This window comes from Pseudomonas sivasensis, assembly GCF_013778505.1.
Classification (GTDB): domain Bacteria; phylum Pseudomonadota; class Gammaproteobacteria; order Pseudomonadales; family Pseudomonadaceae; genus Aquipseudomonas; species Aquipseudomonas sivasensis.
This window is the reverse complement of the sequence record NZ_JAAOWU010000003.1, coordinates 334,929-357,676: the sequence shown is the minus strand read 5'-3', so window position 1 is coordinate 357,676 and position 22,748 is coordinate 334,929. Positions and strand designations below refer to the sequence as shown.

Sequence of the window (22,748 nt, the reverse complement as noted above, 5' to 3'; positions counted from 1 at the left end):
TGACAGCGCCTATAAAGGATTTTTAATTACGGCCGATATCAGATAGAGGAAAAAACCAACGAGAGATTACGGTATGTTCAACTCAAATATCAAGAAAAAGCTCGCGTCAAAATCTGTAGAAGTTTCTGAATATAAAGGATTAATTTCCGCTCTGGATGGCTCAATGGCCATCGTCGAGCTTGGTCTCGATGGTAAGGTGATTCGCGCGAACGACAATTTCCTCACGGTGATGGGTTATCGTGCTGATCAGATCACCGGCATCTCACACAGGGATTTTTGCAAACCCTCGCTCGTCAGCCATCCGGAGTATGCTGAGTTTTGGAGCCAACTACGGGCAGGTAAATTCATATCGGGAACGTTTCAGCGCGTGGACGCGAAGGGACAAACGATATGGCTTCAGGCCAGTTACAATCCAATTCTGGATCGAGAGGGAAAGGTAGGCAAAATTGTAAAATACGCCTTTAACGTAACCCAGAGGGTCATCAACGATTCTGAAGCTAGCAGCAAGCTCGCAGCATTGGATCGCGCCATGGCGGTCATCCAATTTGATCTGAAAGGTAACATTCTCAATGCCAATGAAAATTTTCTGAGCACCATGGGCTACGCTCATAGCGATCTCAAAGGTAAACAACATAGAATGTTCTGCGATACTGAACTGGTAAACAGCAACGAATATGCAGATTTTTGGAGGCGGTTGAACTCTGGCGAGTATTTTAGCGGACAATTCAAGCGGATTGGCAAGCATGGACGCGTCGTGTGGCTGGAGGCAACTTACAACCCAGTCTATGACGCAGAAGGAAAACTGGCGAAGATAGTCAAATTTGCCAGCGACATCACGGAGCGGGTAGAGAAATTTGAAGAGGACTCCCGCAGTGCCTCACGTGCCTATCATATTTCTGCAGAAACTGAAAAAGTCGCCGAACAAGGTGCTGAAGTTATTCAGCAAACCGCCAGAGAAATGCGACTCATAGCGGATCATATTGAATCTTCCGCACGATTGGTCGGCCAGCTAGGAGATCGCTCAGAGCAGATCACGGCCATCGTTAACACGATACGGGGCATCGCTGATCAGACCAACCTACTAGCGCTTAACGCAGCAATTGAGGCAGCCCGGGCGGGCGACCAAGGACGCGGCTTTGCAGTTGTGGCCGATGAGGTACGTCAGCTGGCGGGCCGAACAAGTCGTTCCACGACTGAGATTGCTGAGATGATCGGTAAAATTCTATCCGAGACCAGAGAAGCAGTCGCTAGCATGAATGCCACCCACGAAGGTGCCCAGAGGGGAGTCTCGCTTGCTGACCAAGCGGGAATGGTGATTCTGCAAATCCGTACGGGCACAAGTGATGCTGTAGAGGCTGTCAGCATGTTTGCCTCCAAGCTGGATGAGTCTGAGGTGATCCCTAAGACAGCAGTAGGCTGGGTGGGCTGACCTGCCCCCACCTACAGTCGGGCTTCCGCTGATTAATATCATTTAAAATGAGCATATGGATCATGCTCCATGGATTCTAGTTCGTTGCGTGCAATTCTAACCTACAGCTGACTCGGCGGCCCTATCAACTATCTTGGCCAACGCTCGCTCCACCCACTTCCTTATTTGAGTATCGGCACGGCGAAATCCGCAAGCAGAAGCCAGTCTTGATTTATATGGAGATGATTTATGAGCGCTGAGGAAGGTAAGCGGCCAGCGAACGAGCTTGCGCACTGCGCGTGTCGGCGTCACACGTTGTCAATGGTTTCGCGGTGTCTGCCACAACCTTGCAATCAGAGTGCAAGCCGCACTTTGATTGGCTGCTCAACTCTACCGCATGTAAGTTTGCAAGGCGGGAGATCTTCGACCCACGTGAAACCGAGCTTTTTGTAAAGTGATCTGGCTGCCGTGTTTGACTTGAAAACACTGCGTGTCCACAGAGTTAAAAACACCTCCTCCGACAATGTCTTATCACCGCTAAAGTTAGAGCAAATCCATAACCACTTCGGCGGTACTCTCGCTTTCCCTGCATTCCCAGAACTCCAATCAATTCGCTTCCGCCTGGCGGGCGAAAACTATCTAGATAGGCTTCAGCTGAGCCGACGACCATGCTCGTTCACATATACCGGCCAATGATTTTCCAACACCTGCGCTAACGCACGTTCTATTACTTGAATAGTGGCGGGTTTGGCCGTGCCGAGTAACGACCCTCAGCGCTCACCTCACAAAAGACGGGGTAAAACGCGTGGAGATCTTTAATTTTGATAGGCCGTACTTCCATGTTTACCTCACCAGTTTGATGCTGCGTCAGATCTGCAAAGTATGGACAGTGCTACTCGAATCCCTTCCATACGTGAAGTATTAGATCATGGATTTCACTCGCCCGCTGCGTCGGCAGCAGCGTCAGCACATCCTTTACATAAGCATACGGATTATGCCCGTTGATGCGCTGCGATCCCGCAAACAACCAGTTAGACCGTCCGAGCGCCCACGTCCGCATCAAATTCTCGATCTGGTAGTTCTCGATTGGCACAGCACCATCTTCCAAGTAGCGCGTCAGCGCTACCCAGCGTTTGAGGCTGTAAACCAGAGCTTTAGCCGTGGCCGAACCCTCCGGCACAAGTTCAAGCTGGGCCAGCATCCACTCATGCAGCTTTTCAACGATGGGCACCGCTGTATCTTGGCTTAATTGCCAACGGTCTTCGTCGCTAATTTCCCTTCCATGTCACTCGACCTCGTGCAGACCGACGATTGAGTGCAATGCTTGCTCCGCCAACCGGCTTTTATTGGCTACATGCAGTTCGAAGAATTTGCGGCGCGAATTGCGTCTCTCGAATAAGAGCTAATAGGCCATCACGAGCACCTTGGGCATCGTCACTAGGTGGTTAGTTCAATTCTGATGAGCTGCGTAGCAGAGCTTTCAGGTCGCCGCCCAAAACAAAGGAAAAGCGACATCCCTGCCGCCCTCCTATCTCTTTTCGATATCAAGCTGTAGGAATGCGACGGTTGGTCAGAGCCATGCGACCAACAAAGAAGCTAAGAGCCGCCCCCAACAGAAGCATCGCCAATGTGCTCCATGCCGCGCGCGAAATTTGCTTCGCAGCAATCTCACCAGCCTCACGTGCCTTTTGCTCAGCTTGTTGTTTCAAGTCTTCAAATTTCTGCATCGCTTGCTGATAGGCCTGAGCGTAGTTATCAACGATCTGAGTAGCCTCTTTCTTGCTTTTGCCTGTACGGGCAGCAACGATGTTAACGAGAGCGTCTTTATCGGCAGCATTAAGCGCTGGCTCGCCGGAAGCTTTTACGCGTTCAAACCATTGCTTCAACTCATCCCCCGCCTGAACAGGATTAGTTGCGACATCTGAAGCTGATTCCTTGCCTTCAGCGGTGGCCTGATCAGTTTTTTGCTCTACGGTCTCGGGAGCCAACTCAGGTTTGCCACTCTGCTTAAGGAGCGTCTCTAGTTCACCCTGAAGGCTGTTCCAATCGAGTTGGACGCCCTGCTCATTCAACTGTTTTTTGACGCTGTCACCAATACCTGGCGCGGCAGCAGCGATGCCACTTCCTGCGGCGGACAATCCTTTACCAACGACGGAGCCTGCAGTTCCAACTACGCTTGCGGCCAGGCCAGCCAGCAGCCAAGTCGTCAGTAAGGTTGTTACTGTCCAAGTCAGTAAACCATGCAAGCCGCCGCGATCCGGTGCCGTCCTGCCAGAAACGAAAGCTCCGACTCCGATTGCCACCAGAGTAGAAACGAACAACCAGATTCCAGCACCAGTACCGAAACCACTGAGCGGATTACCAGATTCCATCGGGGACACTGCGCTAGCGCCGATGGCGGTTCCCAAAACGCTCAGAACTACGTACGTCACCAGTGCAATCGCACTACCTGCCAATACCGAACTCCAAGACACGCGGAATAACGAACGATTCGCTTCATAGACAGTGGTCATACAGACGCCCTTTATTAGTTTTGGGAGCAAGGCTATGTGCATTAACAAGTCTGAGTATGGCGAATGGACATACGCTCAAAGATAGTCCAAATGCACCATAAGAACTGAATCAAATGCACCAGAAAATTTTTACTTAAATCCTATTTCTCATACTCCGGCAGCCGGCTGTAAGCTTGACGTCGCCTGTGCCCTTAGATTTTTGACATCCAAAATCTACAAGCCGGCTCAATGAAAAGCGGCCTGGTGCGTCAGTATGAAGTAAGCGCTGTCGTCCTAATCGGCCTATAGAGAGGATTGAATCACCAGGGATCTGAAGCCTCAACAGCGATTGCAGCGGCTACGACCAATGCGCAACAAGTTACAAGTCGGCAAAGCGAAGGGGGCGTGCAGTGCCAAGCCAAATATTAAAAAACCGATAAGACTGTTCACTCATCGTGACAGCCTGTTAATAGAGAGATAGATAGCGGTCAGTTATATTTAGTCTGGCCGGAACAGAAGTGGGTGGAGTCATCTTCCGATACTTGTAACCTAGCTACAATGGCTACCAACTGATAGCCATCGCAGCGAAGGTATTACCCGCCTAAGGTTACTTCTTGTCTACGGCGTCTTTGACTTTGCCAACCACCTGCTGGGCTTCACCTTTCTTTTCCTGGACAGCCCCTTCTACCTGCAGCTTCTCATTACCAGTGACCTTGCCGACACCTTGCTTCACATTACCGATGGCTTCATTGGCCAGGCCTTTGATCTTGTCAGATGTGCCACTCATGAGTTTTCTCCCGGTGAGGAATACGTGTCCTGTCTGGACAGAAAAGTTGACTGGCGGCTGTGAACAGGAGTTCCACTTTTTATGACGACCACTCGTCGCACATCTGTCGAGCGCTACCTTGATGCAGGTTTCGCAATGCCTGGATGAAGAAACAATTCCTTGCTGTACGAGCAGTCGAAACAGCATCATCGCCCCTACTCCCCCCAGCGATGCGTAGTCAGATGCCCCACATTCCTGCCCCATTTCCTCCAAGCGAGGATGAAAGAGCGCTGTCGCTGGAGCATCTCGGCGTGCTGGACTCAGCTCCGGAGAAAGAATTCGACGACATCGTTATGATCGCGAGCACATTGTGCGACGTTCCTGTCTCGCTGGTTTCCCTCGTGGACAGAGAGCGTCAGTGGTTCAAGGCTTGCGTTGGACTGGACGTGAGGGAGACTCATCGGGATTTGGCTTTCTGCGCCCATGCGATCCTGGCTCCCGCTGACGTGTTGATTGTGGAAGACGCCAAACTGGACTCGCGATTTCAAAATAGTGCACTGGTGCTTGGCCCTCCGCATATCCGCTTTTACGCGGGAGCTCCTATTATTGACGATACGGGACACGCGCTTGGCACGGTTTGCGTGATAGATACAAAGCCGAGAAAGTTAACGGAGCAGCAGCGGACAGCGTTGTTGGCTTTGGCTCGACAGACATCTTCACTGCTGCAATTACGACTGCTTAGACATCAACGTGAGTATCGAGCAGAGATCCTGGAGAAAGAACTCGCCCAGGCGAAGGTTTTGAATCAACTGACAGAAGAGTCACTGCATCACGCAAGGCGTATCTCCTCCCTGGGTATGGTGACCGCAAGTATCGCACATGACTTCAACAACATCCTTCAGGCGCTAAGCGCAAGCCTGCAGATGATAAGATTACGAGCAAGACGCCCGGGGGATGTTGAGCAATTCAGCGATACCGGGTTGCAGGCGGTAGACCAAGGGCGGCATCTGGTCAGTCACCTGCTATCCAGCGTTCGCTTGGACAGCCCGAATCTAGTCTGCTTAGAAGTTAACGCTCGGCTTGAAGAAATGCGTGATTTATTGCTTCGCACAGCTACTGAAAGTATTGACTTGGCTTTCGACTTGTCGGCTCCAAACACAGTCGTAATGTGCGAAGAAGCCCAATTGAATGCGGCGGTTTTGAACCTTCTCACGAATGCGAGAGATGCGCTTGGGGCGGCAGGCCGTATCTGCATTTCAACGCGACTGGTATGTGTTGAGGGTGACGTTGCGCTGGCTGGAGGCAATTACATCGTGCTCAGCGTCACTGATACTGGGCCGGGTATACCGGTTGACCTTGCGGCTAAAATTTTTGAGCCTTTTTTCACAACAAAGGAAAGAGGAAAAGGTACGGGTTTGGGCTTATCGCAAGTCCGTGAGTTCGCAGAGAACGCTGGGGGCACAGTTAGGGTAAATACAGCACCTGACAAAGGGACAACAGTGTCCCTATACCTAAAGGCGTTAGGTCGAATCGACTCAGTGATCGACCCCACATAACCTTCGTGGCTTCGGGATTTGGTAGGCACCTTCCATGTGAAAAAGTGCCGCCAAGAACCAACCAATTCAACGCTGCCCCCCCCGAAAGCCGTAAAGCTCAAGTAAAACAGGTTCGTTCACGCAGAAGTTCATGCAACTCACTGATCGGCAGTGGCCTACTGAAGAGGTAACCCTGCACTTGATCACAGCCATTTTCCGTAAGAAATGCAAGCTGTTCAACGGTCTCGACTCCTTCGGCTATCACTTGTAGGTCTAGACTGTGCGCCAATTCAATAATCGTCTTGGCAATAGCAGCGTCTTGGGGATTGCTCGTCACTTCGCGTATGAAAGCGATGTCAATCTTGAGTTTGTCGATGGGAAATCGCCGCAGGTACAAGGCTTCATCAAAGCTTTTGAAGAGGCCGCACGTTTCAACGGTGAAGCGTTGCACCAGCTTCAGGAGTACGAAATACCGCTGGTGGGCCTCGATCCGGCGATGACGTTGGTGTATCACCAGGAATATGCGAAGACGCTTGGCAGTCACAAGGTTCCTACCGTACTACTGCCGCAGGAGTGGCTCGCCAATACGCTTCCACAGTCGCAGATTGTGAAAGATGCCGATCCCTATCATTTCCTTCCCCTCTGCACTGAAAAGACAAATGAGCCAAACAGCATCGTCCTTTGGCAACAAGTCTATGAGCGCATGGGACTGAAAATGAGCGTATAGGCCAGCGGGTGCTGCGGCATGTCCGGCACCTATGGTGCATGAGACAAAGAACGCCGACACGTCCACGGTTATTTACAAGCAGTCCTGGGCGCCGCTTGTGACGAAATTCAATGCATCAGGCCGTTTGTTAGCCGACGGATATGCTTGCCGAAGTCAGGTGAAACGACAGGATGGAATTACCGTTTTACATCCGTTACAAGCGCTGCTCGCTGTCGTCAGAAGTCTTGCTGCCTGAGCCACGAGGCATGATTAAACTTTTACCTGGGAATGGGTAAATGACTCGGCAGTGTGCTGATTGCCGCCCGCCTTCGGGCCTGGCTTCATTTCACGGAAAAACATTCGCCGATACTCAGAGGGTGAAGTGCCAAGGTGAACGCCGAACTGTTGTCTCAACGACAAAGGCGTTCCGAAACCCGCCTCACCGGCGACACACTCGATAGGTAAATCGGTCGTTTCGAGCAGCTGTTGTGCTCTGGCGACTCTCTCAGCATTCAACCATTTTGAGACAGTGCTGCCGGTCGCCTCCCTAAATCGCCTGGTAAAAGTACGCCGACTCATTTTCGCCATGTCCGCCAGAACATCGAGCGACAGATCACTCGCCAGGTGCATTCGGGCCCACGCCAGTACATTGGACAAATGAGTCTCGCTAGACAGCTGCGGCAGAGGATGCTCTACGTACTGAGCCTGACCTCCCTGCCTATGCGGCGGCGTCACCAGCATCTTTGCAGTGCGATTGGCAACGTCAGCACCGAGTCGGTGACGTATTAGATGCAGACAACAATCAATCGCTGCCACGGTTCCCGCAGAGGTAATGATGTTGCCATCACTGACATACAGCACTTCGGGCCTGAAACGAACTTCTGGGAAACGTCGCCCAAACTCGTCTCTGACTGCCCAGTGAGTGGTTGCTTCTTTGCCATCAAGAAGTCCTGCATCGCCGAGCACGAATGCTCCCAGACATAGCCCGACGATAAGCTTGTCTTGGGCATTTGCACTCTGTAAGGCTTGCACAAGCTGCGCAGACGCTGCGACAGAATGATCGCCCCACGCCGGAATGACAATTACGTCGGATGCTTCCATCAGTTCCAGGCCATGATCGACCGCTAGGCCTATGCCTTGGTCGCTTATCACCATTCCCGGCGTCTCTGCACAGTAACTGACCTCGTAATGAGGTTCACCGGGTGCGGATTGAGCTGTTCCTAGAACCATTCCAGGCACGGAAAGATGAAACAAGCTGACACCGTCAAAAGCCAGAACAGCAACGCGTGTGGATTGCATCAGTCAGCCTCATATTCGAAAACAGCGCAGGCTTAGTGGCCCAATTATATCGAATTCTGTCCTTCAGGCCACTGTTGAGTCCCAAGGCATTGGGCAAGAATAGAGTCACTGATGCAATTACAGGATTAACGAGATGAATTTCAATACACTTCCAATAGCCCTTGGCCTCGCCTGGGCTGCCGCGACCTCATCGGCAATTGCGAGCTCCGACGCCCCCAAGTCCCCGGACGCGGCCCATAAAGTCGACTTGCAGCAAGTTCGCAACGCAACGGTAAAAATCTCCTACGGAGGCACGACCTTTCTGATCGACCCGATGCTGTCCAAAAAAGGAACCTACCCAGGATTTGAAAATACCTACCGTAGTGACCTACGCAATCCTTTGGTTGATCTGACTGAGTCGCCCGAAAACGTAATCTCTGGTGTAGACGCTGTCATCGTCACTCATACGCATCTTGACCACTGGGACGATGCCGCACAGAAAGCGCTTCCGAAAGACATACCGCTGTTCACACAGCACGAGGAAGACGCGACGTTGATTCGCTCCCAAGGCTTCAAGAACGTACGCGTTCTTACTGACGAAGCGGAATTCGGCGGCGTGAAAATCACCAAGACGGGTGGCCAGCACGGCACAGACAATATGTATGCCGCTCCCCCACTCGCGAAACTTCTGGGCGAGGCTATGGGCGTTGTATTTCAAGCGCCAGGCTACAAAACTCTCTACCTAGCTGGCGACACTATCTGGCGTAAAGAGGTAGACCGAACCATTGAGAAATATCACCCCGAAGTCATCGTACTCAACGCCGGAAAAGCGAAGGTGAACGGATTTGAGGGTGCGATCATCATGGGCGAGGAAGATGTACTCCGCGCTTCCAAGGCGGCCAAAGACGCGAAAATCGTCGCGGTGCACATGGACGCGGTCAACCATATGTCGCTGACCCGAAAGGAATTGCGCGCTTACGTCAAACAGCACGGTATCGAAAGTCGCGTAGATATACCGGAAGACGGCGCTTCGCTGGAGTTCTGACTTAAATTTTTTGAGGTTGGAAATCCAGGTGTTCTATCTGTCGACTTCAACCCTCAAGCCGCATGCTTAGCTCGGATAATTCGACCGGAGATCGTTCATGAAACGTGGCCTTGTAGTAGTTGACCTGCAAAATGAATACCTGCCCACAGGCAAATTGCCGTTAGACGGCATCGTAGCTGCTGTAGCGAATGCTGTCCGAGTGATCAGCCACTCGCGCGATATAGGAGCTCCGGTTTTTCACATACGGCATGAGTCCAATGATGAAGGCGTTCCAATCTTCGTCAAAGGCTCGAACGGTGCGCAAACTCAGCCTGCTGTTGCACCTCTGGGTAATGAGCCTGTGATTGTAAAAGCACACATCAACGCCTTCCGAGAAACAGATCTTAAGCAGCAGTTGGAAGCAGCGGACATCGAGGAACTCGTGGTAATCGGTGCAATGAGCCACATGTGCATCGATGCCGTAGTGCGCGCGGCGGCAGACATGGGCTATCCCGTTACGGTGCTGCATGACGCCTGCGCCACCCTGGATCTCACATTTGGTGGTGTTAACGTTCCTGCTGCTCACGCACACGCCACGATGATGGCAGCGTTTGAGTTCGGTTACGCCACCGTCAAGTCGGTGGAAGATTACCTCTCGGCCTGACCGCGTGACGAGTTAATGTTCAGGGCACTGGGGGCTCGTGTTCTCACCCTCTACAATGATCTGATGGCGCCGGTACCGAACTAGACTTCCCTAGCCGCAGAATCAAACGGCTAACGTCTCAAGACTTCTGCCTTTGAGCGTTAGCCGTCTATACCGATTTCTTTGAGCAATCCGGCCTTGCAGCGCAACAACCCCTCTATGTAGGAATCGCGATTCCTCTCGAAACGGAACGTCGGAATGGGCATTGAAATTGCGAAACGCCCCAGTATCGTATCCAAAGCAACGGCGGTTGTCGTGATTCCCTCGATATGCTCACCGTGGTCACTGGAAATCCCGTTCTTTCGAATACCGTCCAGCTGAACCGACAGAGCTTGAGGCAACACTGCTTTGTGCTTCGCGGTGTTTCCAACTGCAAGCAAAGCACTCACATCTTCATCTTTGTCCAGAGCCAAAAGAGCCCGTCCAGCTGATGTGCCATAGAGCGGCGTATCCAGTTGGCCAAGACGCGGCATCACCTGCAACTCACGGTCAGCAACAACACGATCCTCAACGATTAGTTGAATGCCTGCAGACCTCGAAAAGACAACGGTCTCCTGAACCGTCTCGCTCAGCTTATGCAGCCAAGGGCAAACGAAAATTAACCAAGCTTGAAGTGAGAGATAACCAGGCGGTAAAAAAAGGCGATGTGCTTTTTGAGATTGATGCGCCCGTTATCGCTCCCTTGTGAACGAGTCGAAAGCCAAAATGGAACACGCAAAGCATGCGTGGGAGCTTGCAGTACTTCTAGAGCGCCGCCGTGTTCCATTGGCCAGGATCAACGCCATCAGCGCTGAGGATTTGGATAACGCACATTCCCAAGTCTTGCTGGCCAAATCCCAATATGAGGTCAACAAGGCGCAGTGGGAAACCGCGAGGATCAACCTCGCCCGTACATCCGTGATTGCGCCATCTGACGGTACGATCACCAACGTCAGTTGCAGGAAGGCAACTACGTAGCCCAGGGGGCTCCCGCCTTCTCACTCATCAAAAACGACTCGCTCTACTAGACGGCTTACTTCGAGGAAACCAATCTCTTGGACATTCGCGAGGGGGACTTGGCCGATGTGTCGCTCATGTCCGGAGGGCCATCGATTAGCAGTCGCGTCCAAAGCATCGCCAGAGGCGTCGCCAACACCAACACACAAGCAGATCCAATTTTGCTACCTCAGCGGGCTAATCTTGATGTCGCAAGAGAACCTCGCTCGCTACCGGGACGGCCAAGAGCTCCGCCCCTGAATCGTAGAACCTTACTACTCGCTTCGGGCCAGTCTCATCCGGCGCATACGATCAATAAGGACGTGTAGGAGAATGATCATGTTACTGGGAGGAAGTTCTTTAGTGCTGCGGCTTCAGTATTAAAGGCGCTTCATTCTGTTGGGGGTATGACTGCACGAGCTTCAAAGTATTGCGCCCTGACGCCTTTGCTTCATAAAGCGCAGCGTCCGCCTTGGCAAGCAAATTGGCTATCGCGTCGCCCTCATCGGGTACAACGCAGCAAACACCAATACTGATGCGCACCGAAATTTTTGCCTCACCATATTGAGCTGACGACTCGGCTAAAGAGGTGCGCAACTTATCTAGTACACTCAAGGCCCCTTCAATATTAGTGCTCGGCAACAAGATCAAAAACTCCTCCCCCCCATAACGACCAATACTGTCGGAATGGCGAATACGCTGGGTTAGATGATTGGCACAGTGCCTAATAACTTCGTCTCCTGCCAGATGGCCATACCTGTCGTTGATGTGTTTGAAGTGATCGATATCGACCATAGCAACTGCCAGGCTCGAACCGTCTCGGCGCGCACGCTCCAACTCCGTCGAAAACTGATCAAGGATGGCTCGACGATTTAGGATACCGGTCAGCACATCTCGCAGCGCCATGTGCTGAAGCAAAGCCTCGCTGCGCTCTTTAGCCAGGAGCACCAAGCCCAGGGAGATCATCATCGCAGTGAAGGTACCAATGCTGACCGAGATCGTTTGCTTGAGGTTACTCACGTCGTAACGCATTTCCGCAGCGCCTCCGCCAAGCACTGCCACGACTCGCATACCCAAACCGATCAAGCTAATGCTTGATCCGATGATCAACAACATGCGTGCACGCCCCTGAACGGGAATGTGCCGGTGAGTCCAGTAAATGATCAATGAGCACTGCACCATCAACACCACCGTGGCAGCCAGCATTCGCGGTTCGAGCGTATCGATCAAAGTGACCATCAACACCAGCATCAATGCTGCTGGAGCAAACACTCCCCACCATGCGACAGGAAGCTCGACAACCCGGAAGACACTTGCCCCATAGAAGGATAGTGCCACTGCCAATAGGGTGTTGGCGGAGCCGTAGGTCAACCACAACGGTGCGTGACCATAGAACGTATAGCCGATGTAGGCTAATGCATGCGCTAACAGACCGAAGCCTATCGTTAGAAGGCCGTCACGCTGGTTGAACTGTCCGACTAGGATCAAACAAAAAGCCATAATCGTCGCTACCAAAGCGACACAGGCGAAAAGCGTAGGGGTGTGAGCAATCATAGGGTTCACCTGGCGCCTGCACTAGCACCTCTTAGGCGCAAGTTTAGCCGAAATGGCCGAGTGCCACTACCAAGCCCTTTGAGCTTCGATGCTTAGTACTGGTATCGAGATACCTGTACTAAGCCATTAACTCGTCGGGAAAAGGATTTCTGCAACTTCGCATCGCTGGTATTTCCACAACCCACCTAGCAGTTCGTATAGGTGAAGCAATGGAAAGAGTGAGCTTCTTCTAAAACCTACCTTACGTGCGGGGTTCCATTTACCTGGAGAAAAAATGGGCGCGCTGCTGAGAGGAAGTCTGGTAATGCTGAGAGCGCTGCCGGCGAACCAAAAGTTAAGCCCAAAAAAGGGCCATCACTGGCCCCTAAAGGCTTACACCATATGGTTAAGGCCGTTGCCCACGTCGGCCATTTCATCTTTGCCGCGCACTTGAATGCGCACGCTCAGGTCGCCCTTCGCAATGAGTTGGGTGGCGATCAAAACATCGTTTATCGTGCGACGCATGGCGCTGTAGATACCGCTGAACACATACACCAGCAGCATGCCAAGAACGTCAAACATGCCTAGAATGAATAGCCGTTCCGAAGTTTTTTCCTGAACTCGGCGTTCAAGCGCATTCAGCAGTGCTTCCTGCAGTGTGTCTTGCGCCTTGTACAACTCAGCCACCACCGCAGTGCCTTTGGCTGGCAGACTCTGAACGCCGGTGATGGTGTCGCTTGGCGCGTCAATCAATACTTCAAGGTCGGCACGGAAACTGTCCAGGCTCACAAAAGCACTGGTGATCGGTGCCTGAATACTATCAGCGAGGGCAGGTTCTCTGCGACGCAACAGGGCCAGGCTTTGTTGAAGTTCTTTGTGGATGAGTTACTCATTTTTGAGCATCGACTTGATAACGCTGCGCGCACCCGAACTCAACTTTTGTCCGTCATGCAGTCCGCTGGCAAGCCCGCGCAATTGCACGACGATGTTGATTTGCCATGGCAGCCTCAAGGTGCTCTGGTCGATCATGAAAAGCGATGCGTAATCTTCATCCAACACCATGCCCGACGTGGCCGATATTCCATTCGACGGCTTTGCCTGACGCTGAAAGTCCATCCCAGCGGTTATTACGCCTGGCTGTCTGAGCCGCAATCTGTACGCGCCAAAGACGACCAGCGAATGCTGGGCTTGATCAAGCATTCCTGGCTGGAGAGCGGCGGCGTTTATGGCTATCGCAAAGTCCATGACGATCTGCGCGAAGTCGGTGAGGATTGTGGTCGCCATCGTGTGGCGAGGCTGATGCGTCTTGAAGGGCTGCGCTCTCAGACAGGGTATCGACGTCGCCCTGGAAAGTACGGCGGTAAGCCTGCGGTCGCCTCACCCAATTTACTGAAGCGCCAGTTTGATGTCGTAGCACCCAACAAAGTTTGGGTCACCGACATCACTTACATTCGTACGTATGAAGGCTGGCTGTATTTGGCAGTGGTGCTGGATCTGCTTTCTCGGCAGGTCGTTGGCTGGTCAATGAAGTCGAAGATGACCAGTGATTTGGCTATTGATGCGTTGTTGATGGCGGTTTGGAGGCGTAAACCGAAGCAAGAGGTGATGGTTCATTCCGACCAAGGCATCCAGTACAGCAGCTCCGATTGGCGCAGCTTTTTGAAGGCAAACAATTTGGTTGCCAGCATGAGTCGCCGAGGCAACTGTCATGACAACGCCGTGGCCGAGAGCTTTTTCCAGCTTCTGAAACGGGAACGGATCAAGCGAAAAATCTACACCACGCGGGAAGATGCTCGGAGTGATGTGTTTGATTACATCGAGATGTTCTACGACGTAAAACGCCGCCATGGTTTCAACAATCAGCTGTCACCGGTAGAGTTTGAAAAGCGTTACGCAATGAGTTTGCAAGGTGTCTAAAGAATCCGGGGCGATTCAGCACGAGGTTATCACCAAATCATGCGAGCTTTGAATCGCCCCTAGTTTCTTAGATGCCATCAAGCTACAAGGAAGGTTCGCTAACCCTGCATAACTGTCCGCTTTTGGCTCATCATGTTGAAAAAGACGACCACGGTTTTCACGGTAGAAAAGTACGCGCTTGAGATTGAGTTCTTTACATTGAGCAGAGGATTCCGGGCTCAGATTTCGCGTAGTGGCACGCAGATAAGGCGTTTTCAGCGGTCAGTATGCGGGCAGTCTGGAAGAACCGGCTTTTTCAACAGAATCGGCCTATTGCTGCCAACCGCTAAGAGTATCTGCGGTGTGATAGCTGTATTAGTGCTGGACATCTGCATCACGAACTGGCTTGAGCGCTATGCTCTAGCCCACCAATTCTATGGTCAGGAAGTCAGCAAGGTTGAGACCCATGCAGTTGAGGATGTCGTCAGGGAGGTCAACGATGACATCCCCAGAACCATTACCGGTCTTGGCATTTGACGGGTGTCCGCACGGGCTCTTTCATGGAGAGCGGCTCTTTTCGCTGATGGGGGGAGCCACAATCCTGCGTCCACATGGCCTCTACTGACAACAATCGGCCAAAAGCTCATCGTCATGGCCGCAATGTGACGAACTGGCCGCAGTCGATGCGATGGGCATTCGATGCTTGAATTCCACACGACATCACTCGCCAGGACCGATAAGACACAACGAGTCTCGGCAATCGCATCTGCTTTACGAACAGCAGAGCTTATTTCAGAACTGGCCTAAAGCTCTATTTCCCCAGTGAACATAGGATGATAACCGCTGATGGCTAACTCCCTCCTTCGATCTCCAGGTTCTGCACGCTGAATAATGTCATCCAGCTTGCCGGCGAATAGGACATACGACGACTGAGGATAATGTCTTAGAAGGCGCGTCGCCTCATTACGGTACTCCTCAGGAATGAAGGGGCTCTTTGTCAACTCTCGTAAAAACGCTTCTGTCTGGATCACACTTCGGGTGCGTTCACTCGGCATACTCACTTTATCCCTCCCCCTTGGCTTTTCCGTGATCAACCGCTAAATGGTCTAGACCACTATTATGACTGAAAGACTGACTGACTCCTAACCAGATACCAGCTGGCATTCTCTGTGCGCAACGTAATAGCTACGTGGACAATTTCAGAAGATCTGGGCCCTGAGTTGGTCGCATGGAAAATCTCAAGAACCAAATTACCCTAATAGACACCCCGTTGCTAAAAGTTTATGGAGATTCGAAAACACTCCTACCAAACACATTTACCGCATTCGGCCGAATAGTCTTGCCAGCTCCCCCATATTTTGCTCTAACTCTCGAAAAAGCCTTGCCTCACCTTCAAGTTCGCTCTGGGCAAATCTGATCGGAGCAAGTATTCATTCAAAGCTACGCGTCCATCACTCCAACGACTGACGCAACGGGGTGAGAAAACGCCGGCGTATTAATCAACCCGGGAAAACAGCCAACGGCGACACGCCGACCATCTCGTTCTACACGCGATGGCATCGAATCATCATCCTGCGCAGTAAATCGATATCCATATAGCTCAAGACTCGCGCGCCAGTGGAACAACGTCACAGCCTGCTCTCCGGGAGATGAGCATGCTGGCTCCTCACCTAATACGGCGTATCGCAACATCAATGCCCCCAGATGCCTATCAAAGCGTTTTTGAAGATGGTGGGTTTGTGGTTGCCTACATCCTTCGTGCTAGATGGGAGCGCTTCCCCCTGTTCACTGCATTTCGCCGTTCGCTGTGGCGGGCTCGAAAATACGCCACTGCTGTCTACTCGTTATCGTCGACATCACCTGTCACCGCGCCACTCACCAAATAATGTGGTGCTGTCGATATAGCGCATCGCCGAGGCGACGTCCCGCCAGCCGACATAATCCATCAATGCTTTGGTGCCCCATGCGTTTCGATTGGCCCAGGTGGCAAAGCCCCGGCGCAATGAATGACCGCTGTAGCATTCGCCATCTAACCCGCTGCGGGCAAAAGCTAAACGCAACAATCGCGAGATGCTGTTGGAGTTCAGCGGCTCAACACCGATGTGACCCCAACGATCGATGGAGCGAAATAGCGGCCCTTCCTTAAGTTCGCTCGCCTGTAACCACTCCTCATAAGCCTGTACGGGGCACAGTCGTTTCAGCGCAGGTACCGTGACTGTCCGACCTTGATGCTCTCGATCAGTTTTGCTGCTGGCCACAAACAACTCCAGCCCTTCCGCGCTGCGCAGCTTTATATGCTCGACGCGCAAGCCACACAGATCGTCGGCGCGAAAGGCTCGCCAGAAACCCAACAGAATGAGCGCCTGGTCGCGCAGCGCCCGTAATCGCTGGCAGTCGCTGCCCGAAGTCACTTGGGTCTGTAACCCCATGATGCATGCCTCGAGCGCTTGCAATTGCAAGGCCTCAGCTTGCTTCACCGGCCTTGGATGTTCGGCCTGAATACCACGCAGCACGTCACGCACCCTGGTTGCCTTGGTGGGATCGGCAAAACCATGACTCTTGTGCCACTGCGCTAATGCGGCCAAGTGAGTGCGCAAGGTATTGCTGGACATCCTCTCGGCATGGTCGGCGAGGTAGCGCACCACGGCCTCGCTGGAAGACGGCAGCAGTCCGCCCCAGGCACCTTCAAAATGCTCAATAACTTGCTGATACCGCCGCGCGGTGCTTTCACGACGGGCGGCGTTAAGGTATCGATCAACCTTGGCACTCATGCCCCTGCCCTCCTCGCGTACCGCGTTTGCACGCAACTCCGTTAAAAATGCGTATCACGTTCAAGAAATCAGGATTCTCGAACGTCAGTCCGTCGCCTGTTCGCACGTACCAGAGGACAGAAGTACACCCGTACTTACATACTCCATAACAAGCTACGAAATCGTAGGAGACATCTCATGGCACGTGGTGGCATCAACAAGGCGCTGGTCCAGAAGGCTCGCGACGCACTGCAGGCTCGAGGCATCCGGGCCAGCATTGACGCGGTGCGAGTCGAGTTGGGCAACACGGGCTCCAAAAGCACCATCCTGCGCTATCTGCAGGAGCTCAGTGCCGTGCAGGCGCCCTCAGATCCGGTAGCTCTGGAAGACGAACTGGTGCGCCTGATCAGCAGTGTAGCCAAGCGGCTGCAAGAGTCAGCCAAACAAGCAGTCGCGAACGATCAAACCCGAGTCGATCAAGCCTGGCAGCGGCACGCGCAAGCTCAGGAGCAACAACGCGAACTAGTGGAATCGTTAAGGGATCAGGTCCGCCGCCTGGATGCACAGGTGGAAGAGCACCGCCAGCGCGAATTGGCGGCGCAGAGCTATGCCCGGGACCTGCAGACCCAGTTCGAGGCGCAGCAACGGCAATTGACTCACGCGCAGCACACGCTAGATGAGCGCAAGGCCCACCTTACCGCCTTGAGTGAGCGTTACGATCACCTCAAAGCTTCGCGGGATCACTATCAGGAGCAACAACGGACTCAGCGAGAACAGGAACTGGCTCGTCACGATCAGCAGGTCCAGCAGTTGTCCAAAGAACTTCGGACCCTGCAGGCATCCTTGCTCGCCAAACAGGAAGAACTAGCCACTCTCAATAGAGCCAACGAACGGCTGCTCACCGAGTCGCGCCTGGCTAGCCGACAGGCACTTACCGACTCGCGGGATTACAGCCAGGCCAGAGACGAGTGGCAACAACTCGCCCATCGTCATCAGCAGGCACAGGCCCAGTGGCAAACGGAGGAGGCAGAATTACGCGAACGTCTGCGCGCGGCTCTGCTCAAGCAGCGCAGCGATGCTCTGTACCGACGGCATGAGCAGCGGCAGATTCTTCAACTGCAACGCCTGTTAGACACGTCGACGCATCGCGCATGAAACCTTTCCTATGCAAACAGTGTTCGGGGCCTTGCCACGTGTTAGCCCTCGAGAGATCGGTCTACTCGCACCGCACTGGGCACGTCGAGCCGTGGATCCAACGCCCTCATCGCTCTCATTAGTAAGGGCGGGCACCGACGCACGCCATGGTTCAGACTGCCCTGCAGCTTTTTTTCAAACGCTTTGCCACCAATACAGAGACACCAGAGCATCGCAATAGCGCACCGCGCGCTGCGATCATCGGCGGGCAACCATCCCCACTCCTTCAGATCGGCGAACCGTTCGTTGCACAAAACACATTGATCAGCAAACGCGGCGGCGTCGACCGGCCAATCAGGCTGTGACGGATTGGGCTCCAGCCCTCTGGCGCGTAACCAATTGTCAATGAGTAACCACAGGTCAGCAAAACAGCCTTGGCACTCAGGCGAGAGCGACGCGAGGGTCAGGTAGTCGTTGAAATATTTATGCAACCACATGCGCTGCGGCATCCGGCGCGGGCAACTGCAGCCTAGCAGGGCCAGTGGCATCGCCAGCCTGCTCCAATCCGGTATACCCAGCGCCCAACTCATCCGCGCATTGACGCGACAGCGATAGGAACTAGGGACTAGGGCACGGCAACTGGGCAGAAGGTCCTGTAGAAAGGCCGCAGGCCTCTCAGCGTCTTCCGAGTCCCAAGTTAGCAACGTCCACAACGGATTCTGCAACACCTGATTGAGCACCGGGAAGGCTGCAATCAGACGCTTTAGGCAATGGGTCTGCAACTGGCTCCCGTCATCCAGTAGGCGCAGCCATTTGGGATTGGCTACGCCTGCGCCAGCGATCACTTGACCGCCCGGTACGGCATAGAGATACGGACGATCCAGATAGTCGCACCACCGGGCAAATTCGTTCCGGTCACGAGCCCCCGATATCTGGTACATCTGGGCGCCTAGGAAACGGTTGCGACAGCGGCATATTGCCACTCTCGAAAGTGTCGACACTTTGTCACTCCTGCGGCCCGTAGCCCCAGTACATAACTATAGAACGCTACGAAACAGAAGCCAGCGCATCTCGTCACCCATGCCGACGTCACAGGCTATAACCGTTCATGACAGAGCAATGCGAAAACTGGGTCGCGCTAAGTCTCTGACGTGTCTAGATATATACAATGCCTATCGTGAATTTAGCGCCAATTTTGTCGTTTGACGGCCTGTCATCTCTCGCCAGCTAATGCGCAACCTCGGTGAGTGTAAGCCGTTGATCCTTATGGCCATAGCCAATATCTATCTCAAAATTTAAAGGAATTTCTGTTAGCAGTATGAATGTACGTACCGGCCTACATTGAGCTGGCGATCCGGCACTTTGCTTGGATCTATCTGAAGGACATGACCATGCATCGCCATCGATTGTACCTGCGCAGTATCCCGCCCTTACGGCGGCCTATAGCCCTAGATAACACCTCGCATAGACAATTCGGTGCCCCGCCTTGGCGCACCAGCCTCTCTCACCACTGCGTCCAAGCACGCCCCGAACAGGCCGATCGTGCGGAGGCGCCTAGTAATATCGGGGAGCACACTATGCACCAACGCAATCTTCTCGCAGCGTTGGCCACTTCACTGAACGACACCGGGCTGCGTATTCCCCACGCAGGAGTCCGGCACCGTGCACAGATCATCGGCCGGATCTTCGCGGCGCTCAGCCCCCTATTGTCACGACGATGGTCTCCTCGAAGACCCTGCTAGCGCTAATTGGGCACTTATATCCCATGGCGTGCTGCGTGGAGGTCAGCTTGCTTGACAGTCATGACTGCTTAACTCAGCGCGCCCCCCGGAGGAACACGATAATGCTTGTAACATCTAGGGATTGTCTCGAAAACCGGCCCCGTGCGCCCTTGAGCAAAGGACGCCCAGGGAGTCGAGTAACGTTTTTCCCGTCACGAAAAAACCATGGCCCGATCACCTGCGGCAACCTCATGCAGGCTGATTATTGCGTTCACCTCGAGTATCACCACGATGTCCGCACCTACCAGTGCCGCCCTCCAACCGTGTGCAAGGGTGAACTACGCTACAAGGCCGACTTTCTCGTTGCGCTCAGCAACGGACCGTCGGTGTACCACAAGTTTCTGCTACCGGATGACCAGGCCAGACCACACATGCGTGACTGGACGAAGGCGGTCGAAGCCATGCTGCTGGAGCATGGAGTGCTATTCCGGTGGCTCATTCACGACAAACTGACTCAGCGTCTGGTCACTCAAAACCTGCGGTACCTCTATCACCACAGCTTCAGCAGTTCTAAACGGGCAGCACTTGAAGTGCGTGCTCAGGTCGTCGCGCATGCCGGAAAACAGACGACCATTGCAGCACTGCTGGCTAGGGGTATCGCTCCCGCAGATATCAGCCACGCCATCTTTCTGAATGAGTTGCGGGTCAACCTTGAGCAGAAGCTCACGCCCGAAAGCAGGATCTACGGAGGCCATGATGGACATCTCTGAATTTAAAATCGGTGAACACTACCGCTACCGCGGCCAGCGCTTTCAGGTCGTCGATCAACAAGGTGAAACCGTGCAACTGCGCGCCGTCGAAGGCCGCCGGATCGTATTGCGCCAAACCCGGGAAGTTCTACTACGTGCGATGAAGCGCTGTGACCTGGTCAAAGATCAGGAGGCGCCCATCGAGAAGGATCCACAGAAAGTCCTTGCGGGGCTCCCCAAGCCTTACGCGGCTGCATTCGACCGACGCTGGCATTATGTGCATGCGCTCACCAAACGGTTTGGAGGGAAAATGCCGAGGGAGCGGAGCTCGCAGATGATCAGCGCTCTGGCTAAGGACATTAAGGACATCAGTCCCCCCAGCTTCAGCACGGCACGCAGTTGGGTACGGGCTTTCTGCAAATCGGGGCACAGCAGCCTTGCCCTGATACCCGGCCGACGGCAGAGAGCGAAACATCGCTTAGCCCTCCAGCCTTGGGAGGTTCAGCAGGTGATCAATCAACAGGTCAGCCAGTTTTACCTGAAAGCTGAACCGGCCTGTAAAACTGAAGTGATCGATGCCATTGTCCTGGAGCTGGAAGCCTTTAACGACGGCAGACCCAGCCACGATCGCTTGAAGATCCCATCGGAATCGACCCTCAACCGTATCCTGCGAGAGCTCGACGCTTATGAAAGAGCGCTGGCTCAGCATGGCAGCAAATATGCCCAGAAACACCAGGGATGGACTCGCAAGCGGGATCGGCCTGGACGATTGTTCGAACTCGTCGAGGCCGACACGCAGCAGATGCACGTGATGGTAGTGGGCAGTGATGGAGAGGTCATTGGCCGCCCCTACCTGACGGTGTTCCTAGAGGTTTACACGCGGATGCCGTATGCCTGGTCTATCGGATTTAATCCCCCCTCTTTGGACACGACCCTCCAGGCACTCAAGCGATCGTTATCCAGTGATAACACATACGCCGGTGTAGCCATCCGCTACGTTTTCGACAGCGGCGCCGAGTTCATCGCGCAGAATCTGCGTCGAATTATCGCCATGCTGGGCGGTGAGGTGTGCTATTGCGAGCCTGCTACCGGCAATCAGAAGCCTCACGTGGAAGCGTTCTTCGGAACTTGGTCGAAAGAAATCGCCCACGTGATGCGAGGCACGACTTTCTCGAACATCGGCGCACGGGGTGACTACAGCTCCGAAAAAAACGCTTGCATGACCATCTACGACGTCAGAGACGCCTTTTCCCGCTGGGTGACGCAGGTGTACTGCGAACGCGTGCACAGCAGTCTGAACACGTCTCCCAATCGGGCTTGGGAAGCGGCGTACTCCGAGATGTTTCCGCCCCGGCGCTATTCACAGTCCGAATTACGTCAGCACTTTCTCAGTGCGTTCCAAGCCTCTCCCCAACAGGGGCGGCTGCGCTACAACTCCCTGTTTTGGACCGGGCCGGCGGTAGGGTATCTGGCCAACCGCGAGCCCAAAGCAGAGAAGCTACTGGTCTACTACGACCCGAGTGACCTCGGTCTGGCCTGGGCCTGCCATCCCAGTTATCCCGACGAGGTGTTGGAGCTGCAAGCTGTAGAGCCTGACTACCAGCAAGGCTTGACCATGCATCTTCATCAACTGACGCTTAAACGTCTGAGGGCCGAGCGTAAAAGCTTCGACTCGCACAAGGCGCGCCGCGCCAGGGTGGCACTGCTGCATGAGCTGGCCCTAGTAAAGACGCCGGCCCAACGGCGTAACCACAGCCGAGCCGAAGAACAGGGCTCATTGCAGACCAAAACCCGGCGCGCTGCCAGCGGCGGCGAACAGCAGCCGCTGAAACCGCAGCCCACGACCTACCGTTACCACGACAACACACCCGACGACTATTCGTCTGAGGAGATCTAAGGCCATGCACATGCCAATGTCGAGGCACTCGCCTGTGCCCTCTCAGACCCAGCTCGGTGCCAGCCAGCGATCACGACCACTCGCAGAGCATTGCCCTGTCAGCCACACGGGCTGCGCCAATCTCCGTCTCTGTTAGCGAAAAGCGATGTAGCCGGCTGCCGGCAACACTTCTTGGAGTGAG

Annotated in this window: 19 protein-coding genes and 5 pseudogenes; 13 read left to right on the top strand and 11 right to left on the bottom strand. The window is 53.7% G+C overall.

From position 1 onward, the window contains the following. Positions 1-73: 73 nt before the first annotated feature. Positions 74-841, top strand: a pseudogene (locus tag G9Q84_RS29755) (PAS domain-containing protein); the annotation flags it as partial. Then, positions 833-1,429, top strand: a complete 597-nt coding sequence (locus tag G9Q84_RS29750; protein WP_414704591.1) for a methyl-accepting chemotaxis protein — start codon at positions 833-835, stop codon at positions 1,427-1,429. The pseudogene G9Q84_RS29755 and the gene G9Q84_RS29750, both read left to right, overlap by 9 nt. 871 nt (positions 1,430-2,300) lie before the next feature. Here G9Q84_RS29750 and G9Q84_RS08000 read toward each other — a convergent pair. The 3 genes and pseudogenes from G9Q84_RS08000 to G9Q84_RS07990 all read right to left on the bottom strand — a co-directional run. Continuing rightward, positions 2,301-2,792: pseudogene (locus tag G9Q84_RS08000) on the bottom strand (IS66 family transposase); the annotation flags it as partial. Positions 2,793-2,952: 160 nt separating this feature from the next. Then, positions 2,953-3,921, bottom strand: a complete 969-nt coding sequence (locus G9Q84_RS07995; RefSeq protein WP_181643085.1) for a hypothetical protein — start codon at positions 3,919-3,921, stop codon at positions 2,953-2,955. A gap of 586 nt (positions 3,922-4,507) precedes the next feature. After that, entirely contained in the window at positions 4,508-4,687 is a 180-nt protein-coding gene (locus tag G9Q84_RS07990; protein ID WP_058419427.1) for a CsbD family protein, read from the bottom strand. Positions 4,688-4,908: 221 nt separating this feature from the next. On the opposite strand from G9Q84_RS07990, the gene G9Q84_RS07985 reads away from it, so the two are divergent. Next, positions 4,909-6,222 carry a sensor histidine kinase gene (locus G9Q84_RS07985; protein WP_181643084.1) on the top strand — a complete coding sequence of 438 codons (1,314 nt, stop codon included), beginning with the start codon at positions 4,909-4,911 and terminating at the stop codon, positions 6,220-6,222. Between the two features lie 97 nt (positions 6,223-6,319). Here the strand turns inward: G9Q84_RS07985 and G9Q84_RS07980 are convergent. Next, positions 6,320-6,598 (bottom strand): annotated as a pseudogene (locus tag G9Q84_RS07980) (EAL domain-containing protein); the annotation flags it as partial. On the opposite strand from G9Q84_RS07980, the pseudogene G9Q84_RS29175 reads away from it, so the two are divergent. Further along, positions 6,575-7,163 (top strand): annotated as a pseudogene (locus G9Q84_RS29175) ((Fe-S)-binding protein); the annotation flags it as partial. The pseudogenes G9Q84_RS07980 and G9Q84_RS29175 overlap by 24 nt on opposite strands. Positions 7,164-7,177: 14 nt before the next feature. On the opposite strand, the gene G9Q84_RS07970 reads toward G9Q84_RS29175, so the two are convergent. Next, complete coding sequence (locus tag G9Q84_RS07970) at positions 7,178-8,206, bottom strand: GlxA family transcriptional regulator (RefSeq protein WP_181643083.1); 1,029 nt, start codon at positions 8,204-8,206, stop codon at positions 7,178-7,180. Between the two features lie 133 nt (positions 8,207-8,339). On the opposite strand from G9Q84_RS07970, the gene G9Q84_RS07965 reads away from it, so the two are divergent. After that, a complete protein-coding gene (locus G9Q84_RS07965; RefSeq protein WP_181643082.1) occupies positions 8,340-9,230 on the top strand; it encodes an MBL fold metallo-hydrolase in 891 nt (296 codons plus the stop codon). Positions 9,231-9,327: 97 nt separating this feature from the next. After that, entirely contained in the window at positions 9,328-9,873 is a 546-nt protein-coding gene (locus G9Q84_RS07960; RefSeq protein WP_181643081.1) for a cysteine hydrolase family protein, read from the top strand. 140 nt (positions 9,874-10,013) lie between these two features. Here the strand turns inward: G9Q84_RS07960 and G9Q84_RS07955 are convergent, their stop codons facing one another. Then, positions 10,014-10,493: an IclR family transcriptional regulator domain-containing protein gene (locus G9Q84_RS07955; protein WP_185160042.1), complete on the bottom strand. Its 480-nt coding sequence runs from the start codon at positions 10,491-10,493 to the stop codon at positions 10,014-10,016. Between the two features lie 124 nt (positions 10,494-10,617). On the opposite strand from G9Q84_RS07955, the gene G9Q84_RS07950 reads away from it, so the two are divergent. Together G9Q84_RS07950 and G9Q84_RS29985 are read left to right on the top strand one after the other, a co-directional pair. Next, positions 10,618-10,869 carry an efflux RND transporter periplasmic adaptor subunit gene (locus G9Q84_RS07950; RefSeq protein ID WP_181643080.1) on the top strand — a complete coding sequence of 84 codons (252 nt, stop codon included), beginning with the start codon at positions 10,618-10,620 and terminating at the stop codon, positions 10,867-10,869. A gap of 107 nt (positions 10,870-10,976) precedes the next feature. After that, positions 10,977-11,216, top strand: a complete 240-nt coding sequence (locus G9Q84_RS29985) for a hypothetical protein (RefSeq protein ID WP_475492985.1) — start codon at positions 10,977-10,979, stop codon at positions 11,214-11,216. A 31-nt stretch (positions 11,217-11,247) separates the two neighbouring features. On the opposite strand, the gene G9Q84_RS07945 is transcribed toward G9Q84_RS29985, so the two are convergent. Then, positions 11,248-12,441 carry a GGDEF domain-containing protein gene (locus G9Q84_RS07945; RefSeq protein WP_181643079.1) on the bottom strand — a complete coding sequence of 398 codons (1,194 nt, stop codon included), beginning with the start codon at positions 12,439-12,441 and terminating at the stop codon, positions 11,248-11,250. A 372-nt stretch (positions 12,442-12,813) separates the two neighbouring features. Then, a complete protein-coding gene (locus G9Q84_RS29170; RefSeq protein ID WP_338104080.1) occupies positions 12,814-13,209 on the bottom strand; it encodes a HAMP domain-containing protein in 396 nt (131 codons plus the stop codon). 276 nt (positions 13,210-13,485) lie between these two features. On the opposite strand from G9Q84_RS29170, the pseudogene G9Q84_RS07935 reads away from it, so the two are divergent. Beyond that, positions 13,486-14,337, top strand: a pseudogene (locus G9Q84_RS07935) (IS3 family transposase); the annotation flags it as partial. A gap of 132 nt (positions 14,338-14,469) precedes the next feature. Continuing rightward, complete coding sequence (locus tag G9Q84_RS29595; RefSeq protein ID WP_181643078.1) at positions 14,470-14,853, top strand: hypothetical protein; 384 nt, start codon at positions 14,470-14,472, stop codon at positions 14,851-14,853. Between the two features lie 266 nt (positions 14,854-15,119). On the opposite strand, the gene G9Q84_RS29590 is transcribed toward G9Q84_RS29595, so the two are convergent. After that, complete coding sequence (locus G9Q84_RS29590; RefSeq protein ID WP_338104089.1) at positions 15,120-15,371, bottom strand: BPSL0761 family protein; 252 nt, start codon at positions 15,369-15,371, stop codon at positions 15,120-15,122. A gap of 801 nt (positions 15,372-16,172) precedes the next feature. Beyond that, positions 16,173-17,087 carry a site-specific integrase gene (locus G9Q84_RS07925; RefSeq protein WP_181643077.1) on the bottom strand — a complete coding sequence of 305 codons (915 nt, stop codon included), beginning with the start codon at positions 17,085-17,087 and terminating at the stop codon, positions 16,173-16,175. A gap of 177 nt (positions 17,088-17,264) precedes the next feature. Here G9Q84_RS07925 and G9Q84_RS07920 point away from each other — a divergent pair, with 177 nt between their 5' ends. Further along, positions 17,265-18,221: a DNA-binding protein gene (locus G9Q84_RS07920; protein ID WP_181643076.1), complete on the top strand. Its 957-nt coding sequence runs from the start codon at positions 17,265-17,267 to the stop codon at positions 18,219-18,221. Positions 18,222-18,262: 41 nt separating this feature from the next. Here the strand turns inward: G9Q84_RS07920 and G9Q84_RS07915 are convergent, their stop codons facing one another. Further along, a complete protein-coding gene (locus tag G9Q84_RS07915; RefSeq protein ID WP_181643075.1) occupies positions 18,263-19,141 on the bottom strand; it encodes a hypothetical protein in 879 nt (292 codons plus the stop codon). A 1,031-nt stretch (positions 19,142-20,172) separates the two neighbouring features. On the opposite strand from G9Q84_RS07915, the gene G9Q84_RS07910 reads away from it, so the two are divergent. Together G9Q84_RS07910 and G9Q84_RS07905 are read left to right on the top strand one after the other, a co-directional pair. Next, positions 20,173-20,691, top strand: coding sequence for a hypothetical protein (locus tag G9Q84_RS07910; RefSeq protein WP_181643074.1), 519 nt, complete (start codon positions 20,173-20,175; stop codon positions 20,689-20,691). Next, positions 20,678-22,567 carry an integrase catalytic domain-containing protein gene (locus G9Q84_RS07905; RefSeq protein WP_181643073.1) on the top strand — a complete coding sequence of 630 codons (1,890 nt, stop codon included), beginning with the start codon at positions 20,678-20,680 and terminating at the stop codon, positions 22,565-22,567. Before G9Q84_RS07910 ends, G9Q84_RS07905 begins: the two co-directional genes overlap by 14 nt. Positions 22,568-22,748: the final 181 nt, after the last annotated feature.

Excerpts from the sequence above, each read along its gene's own strand:
- G9Q84_RS29595 (WP_181643078.1), top strand. The coding sequence starts at position 14,470 with ATGTTGAAAAAGACGACCACGGTTTTCACGGTAGAAAAGTACGCGCTT.
- G9Q84_RS07925 (WP_181643077.1), bottom strand. The coding sequence starts at position 17,087 with ATGAGTGCCAAGGTTGATCGATACCTTAACGCCGCCCGTCGTGAAAGC.
- G9Q84_RS29590 (WP_338104089.1), bottom strand. The coding sequence starts at position 15,371 with ATGCCGAGTGAACGCACCCGAAGTGTGATCCAGACAGAAGCGTTTTTA.
- G9Q84_RS07910 (WP_181643074.1), top strand. The coding sequence starts at position 20,173 with ATGCAGGCTGATTATTGCGTTCACCTCGAGTATCACCACGATGTCCGC.
- G9Q84_RS07920 (WP_181643076.1), top strand. The coding sequence starts at position 17,265 with ATGGCACGTGGTGGCATCAACAAGGCGCTGGTCCAGAAGGCTCGCGAC.
- G9Q84_RS07965 (WP_181643082.1), top strand. The coding sequence starts at position 8,340 with ATGAATTTCAATACACTTCCAATAGCCCTTGGCCTCGCCTGGGCTGCC.
- G9Q84_RS07990 (WP_058419427.1), bottom strand. The coding sequence starts at position 4,687 with ATGAGTGGCACATCTGACAAGATCAAAGGCCTGGCCAATGAAGCCATC.
- G9Q84_RS07950 (WP_181643080.1), top strand. The coding sequence starts at position 10,618 with ATGGAACACGCAAAGCATGCGTGGGAGCTTGCAGTACTTCTAGAGCGC.
- G9Q84_RS07960 (WP_181643081.1), top strand. The coding sequence starts at position 9,328 with ATGAAACGTGGCCTTGTAGTAGTTGACCTGCAAAATGAATACCTGCCC.
- G9Q84_RS07970 (WP_181643083.1), bottom strand. The coding sequence starts at position 8,206 with ATGCAATCCACACGCGTTGCTGTTCTGGCTTTTGACGGTGTCAGCTTG.
- G9Q84_RS07985 (WP_181643084.1), top strand. The coding sequence starts at position 4,909 with ATGCCCCACATTCCTGCCCCATTTCCTCCAAGCGAGGATGAAAGAGCG.
- G9Q84_RS07915 (WP_181643075.1), bottom strand. The coding sequence starts at position 19,141 with ATGTACCAGATATCGGGGGCTCGTGACCGGAACGAATTTGCCCGGTGG.
- G9Q84_RS07995 (WP_181643085.1), bottom strand. The coding sequence starts at position 3,921 with ATGACCACTGTCTATGAAGCGAATCGTTCGTTATTCCGCGTGTCTTGG.
- G9Q84_RS07945 (WP_181643079.1), bottom strand. The coding sequence starts at position 12,441 with ATGATTGCTCACACCCCTACGCTTTTCGCCTGTGTCGCTTTGGTAGCG.
- G9Q84_RS07905 (WP_181643073.1), top strand. The coding sequence starts at position 20,678 with ATGGACATCTCTGAATTTAAAATCGGTGAACACTACCGCTACCGCGGC.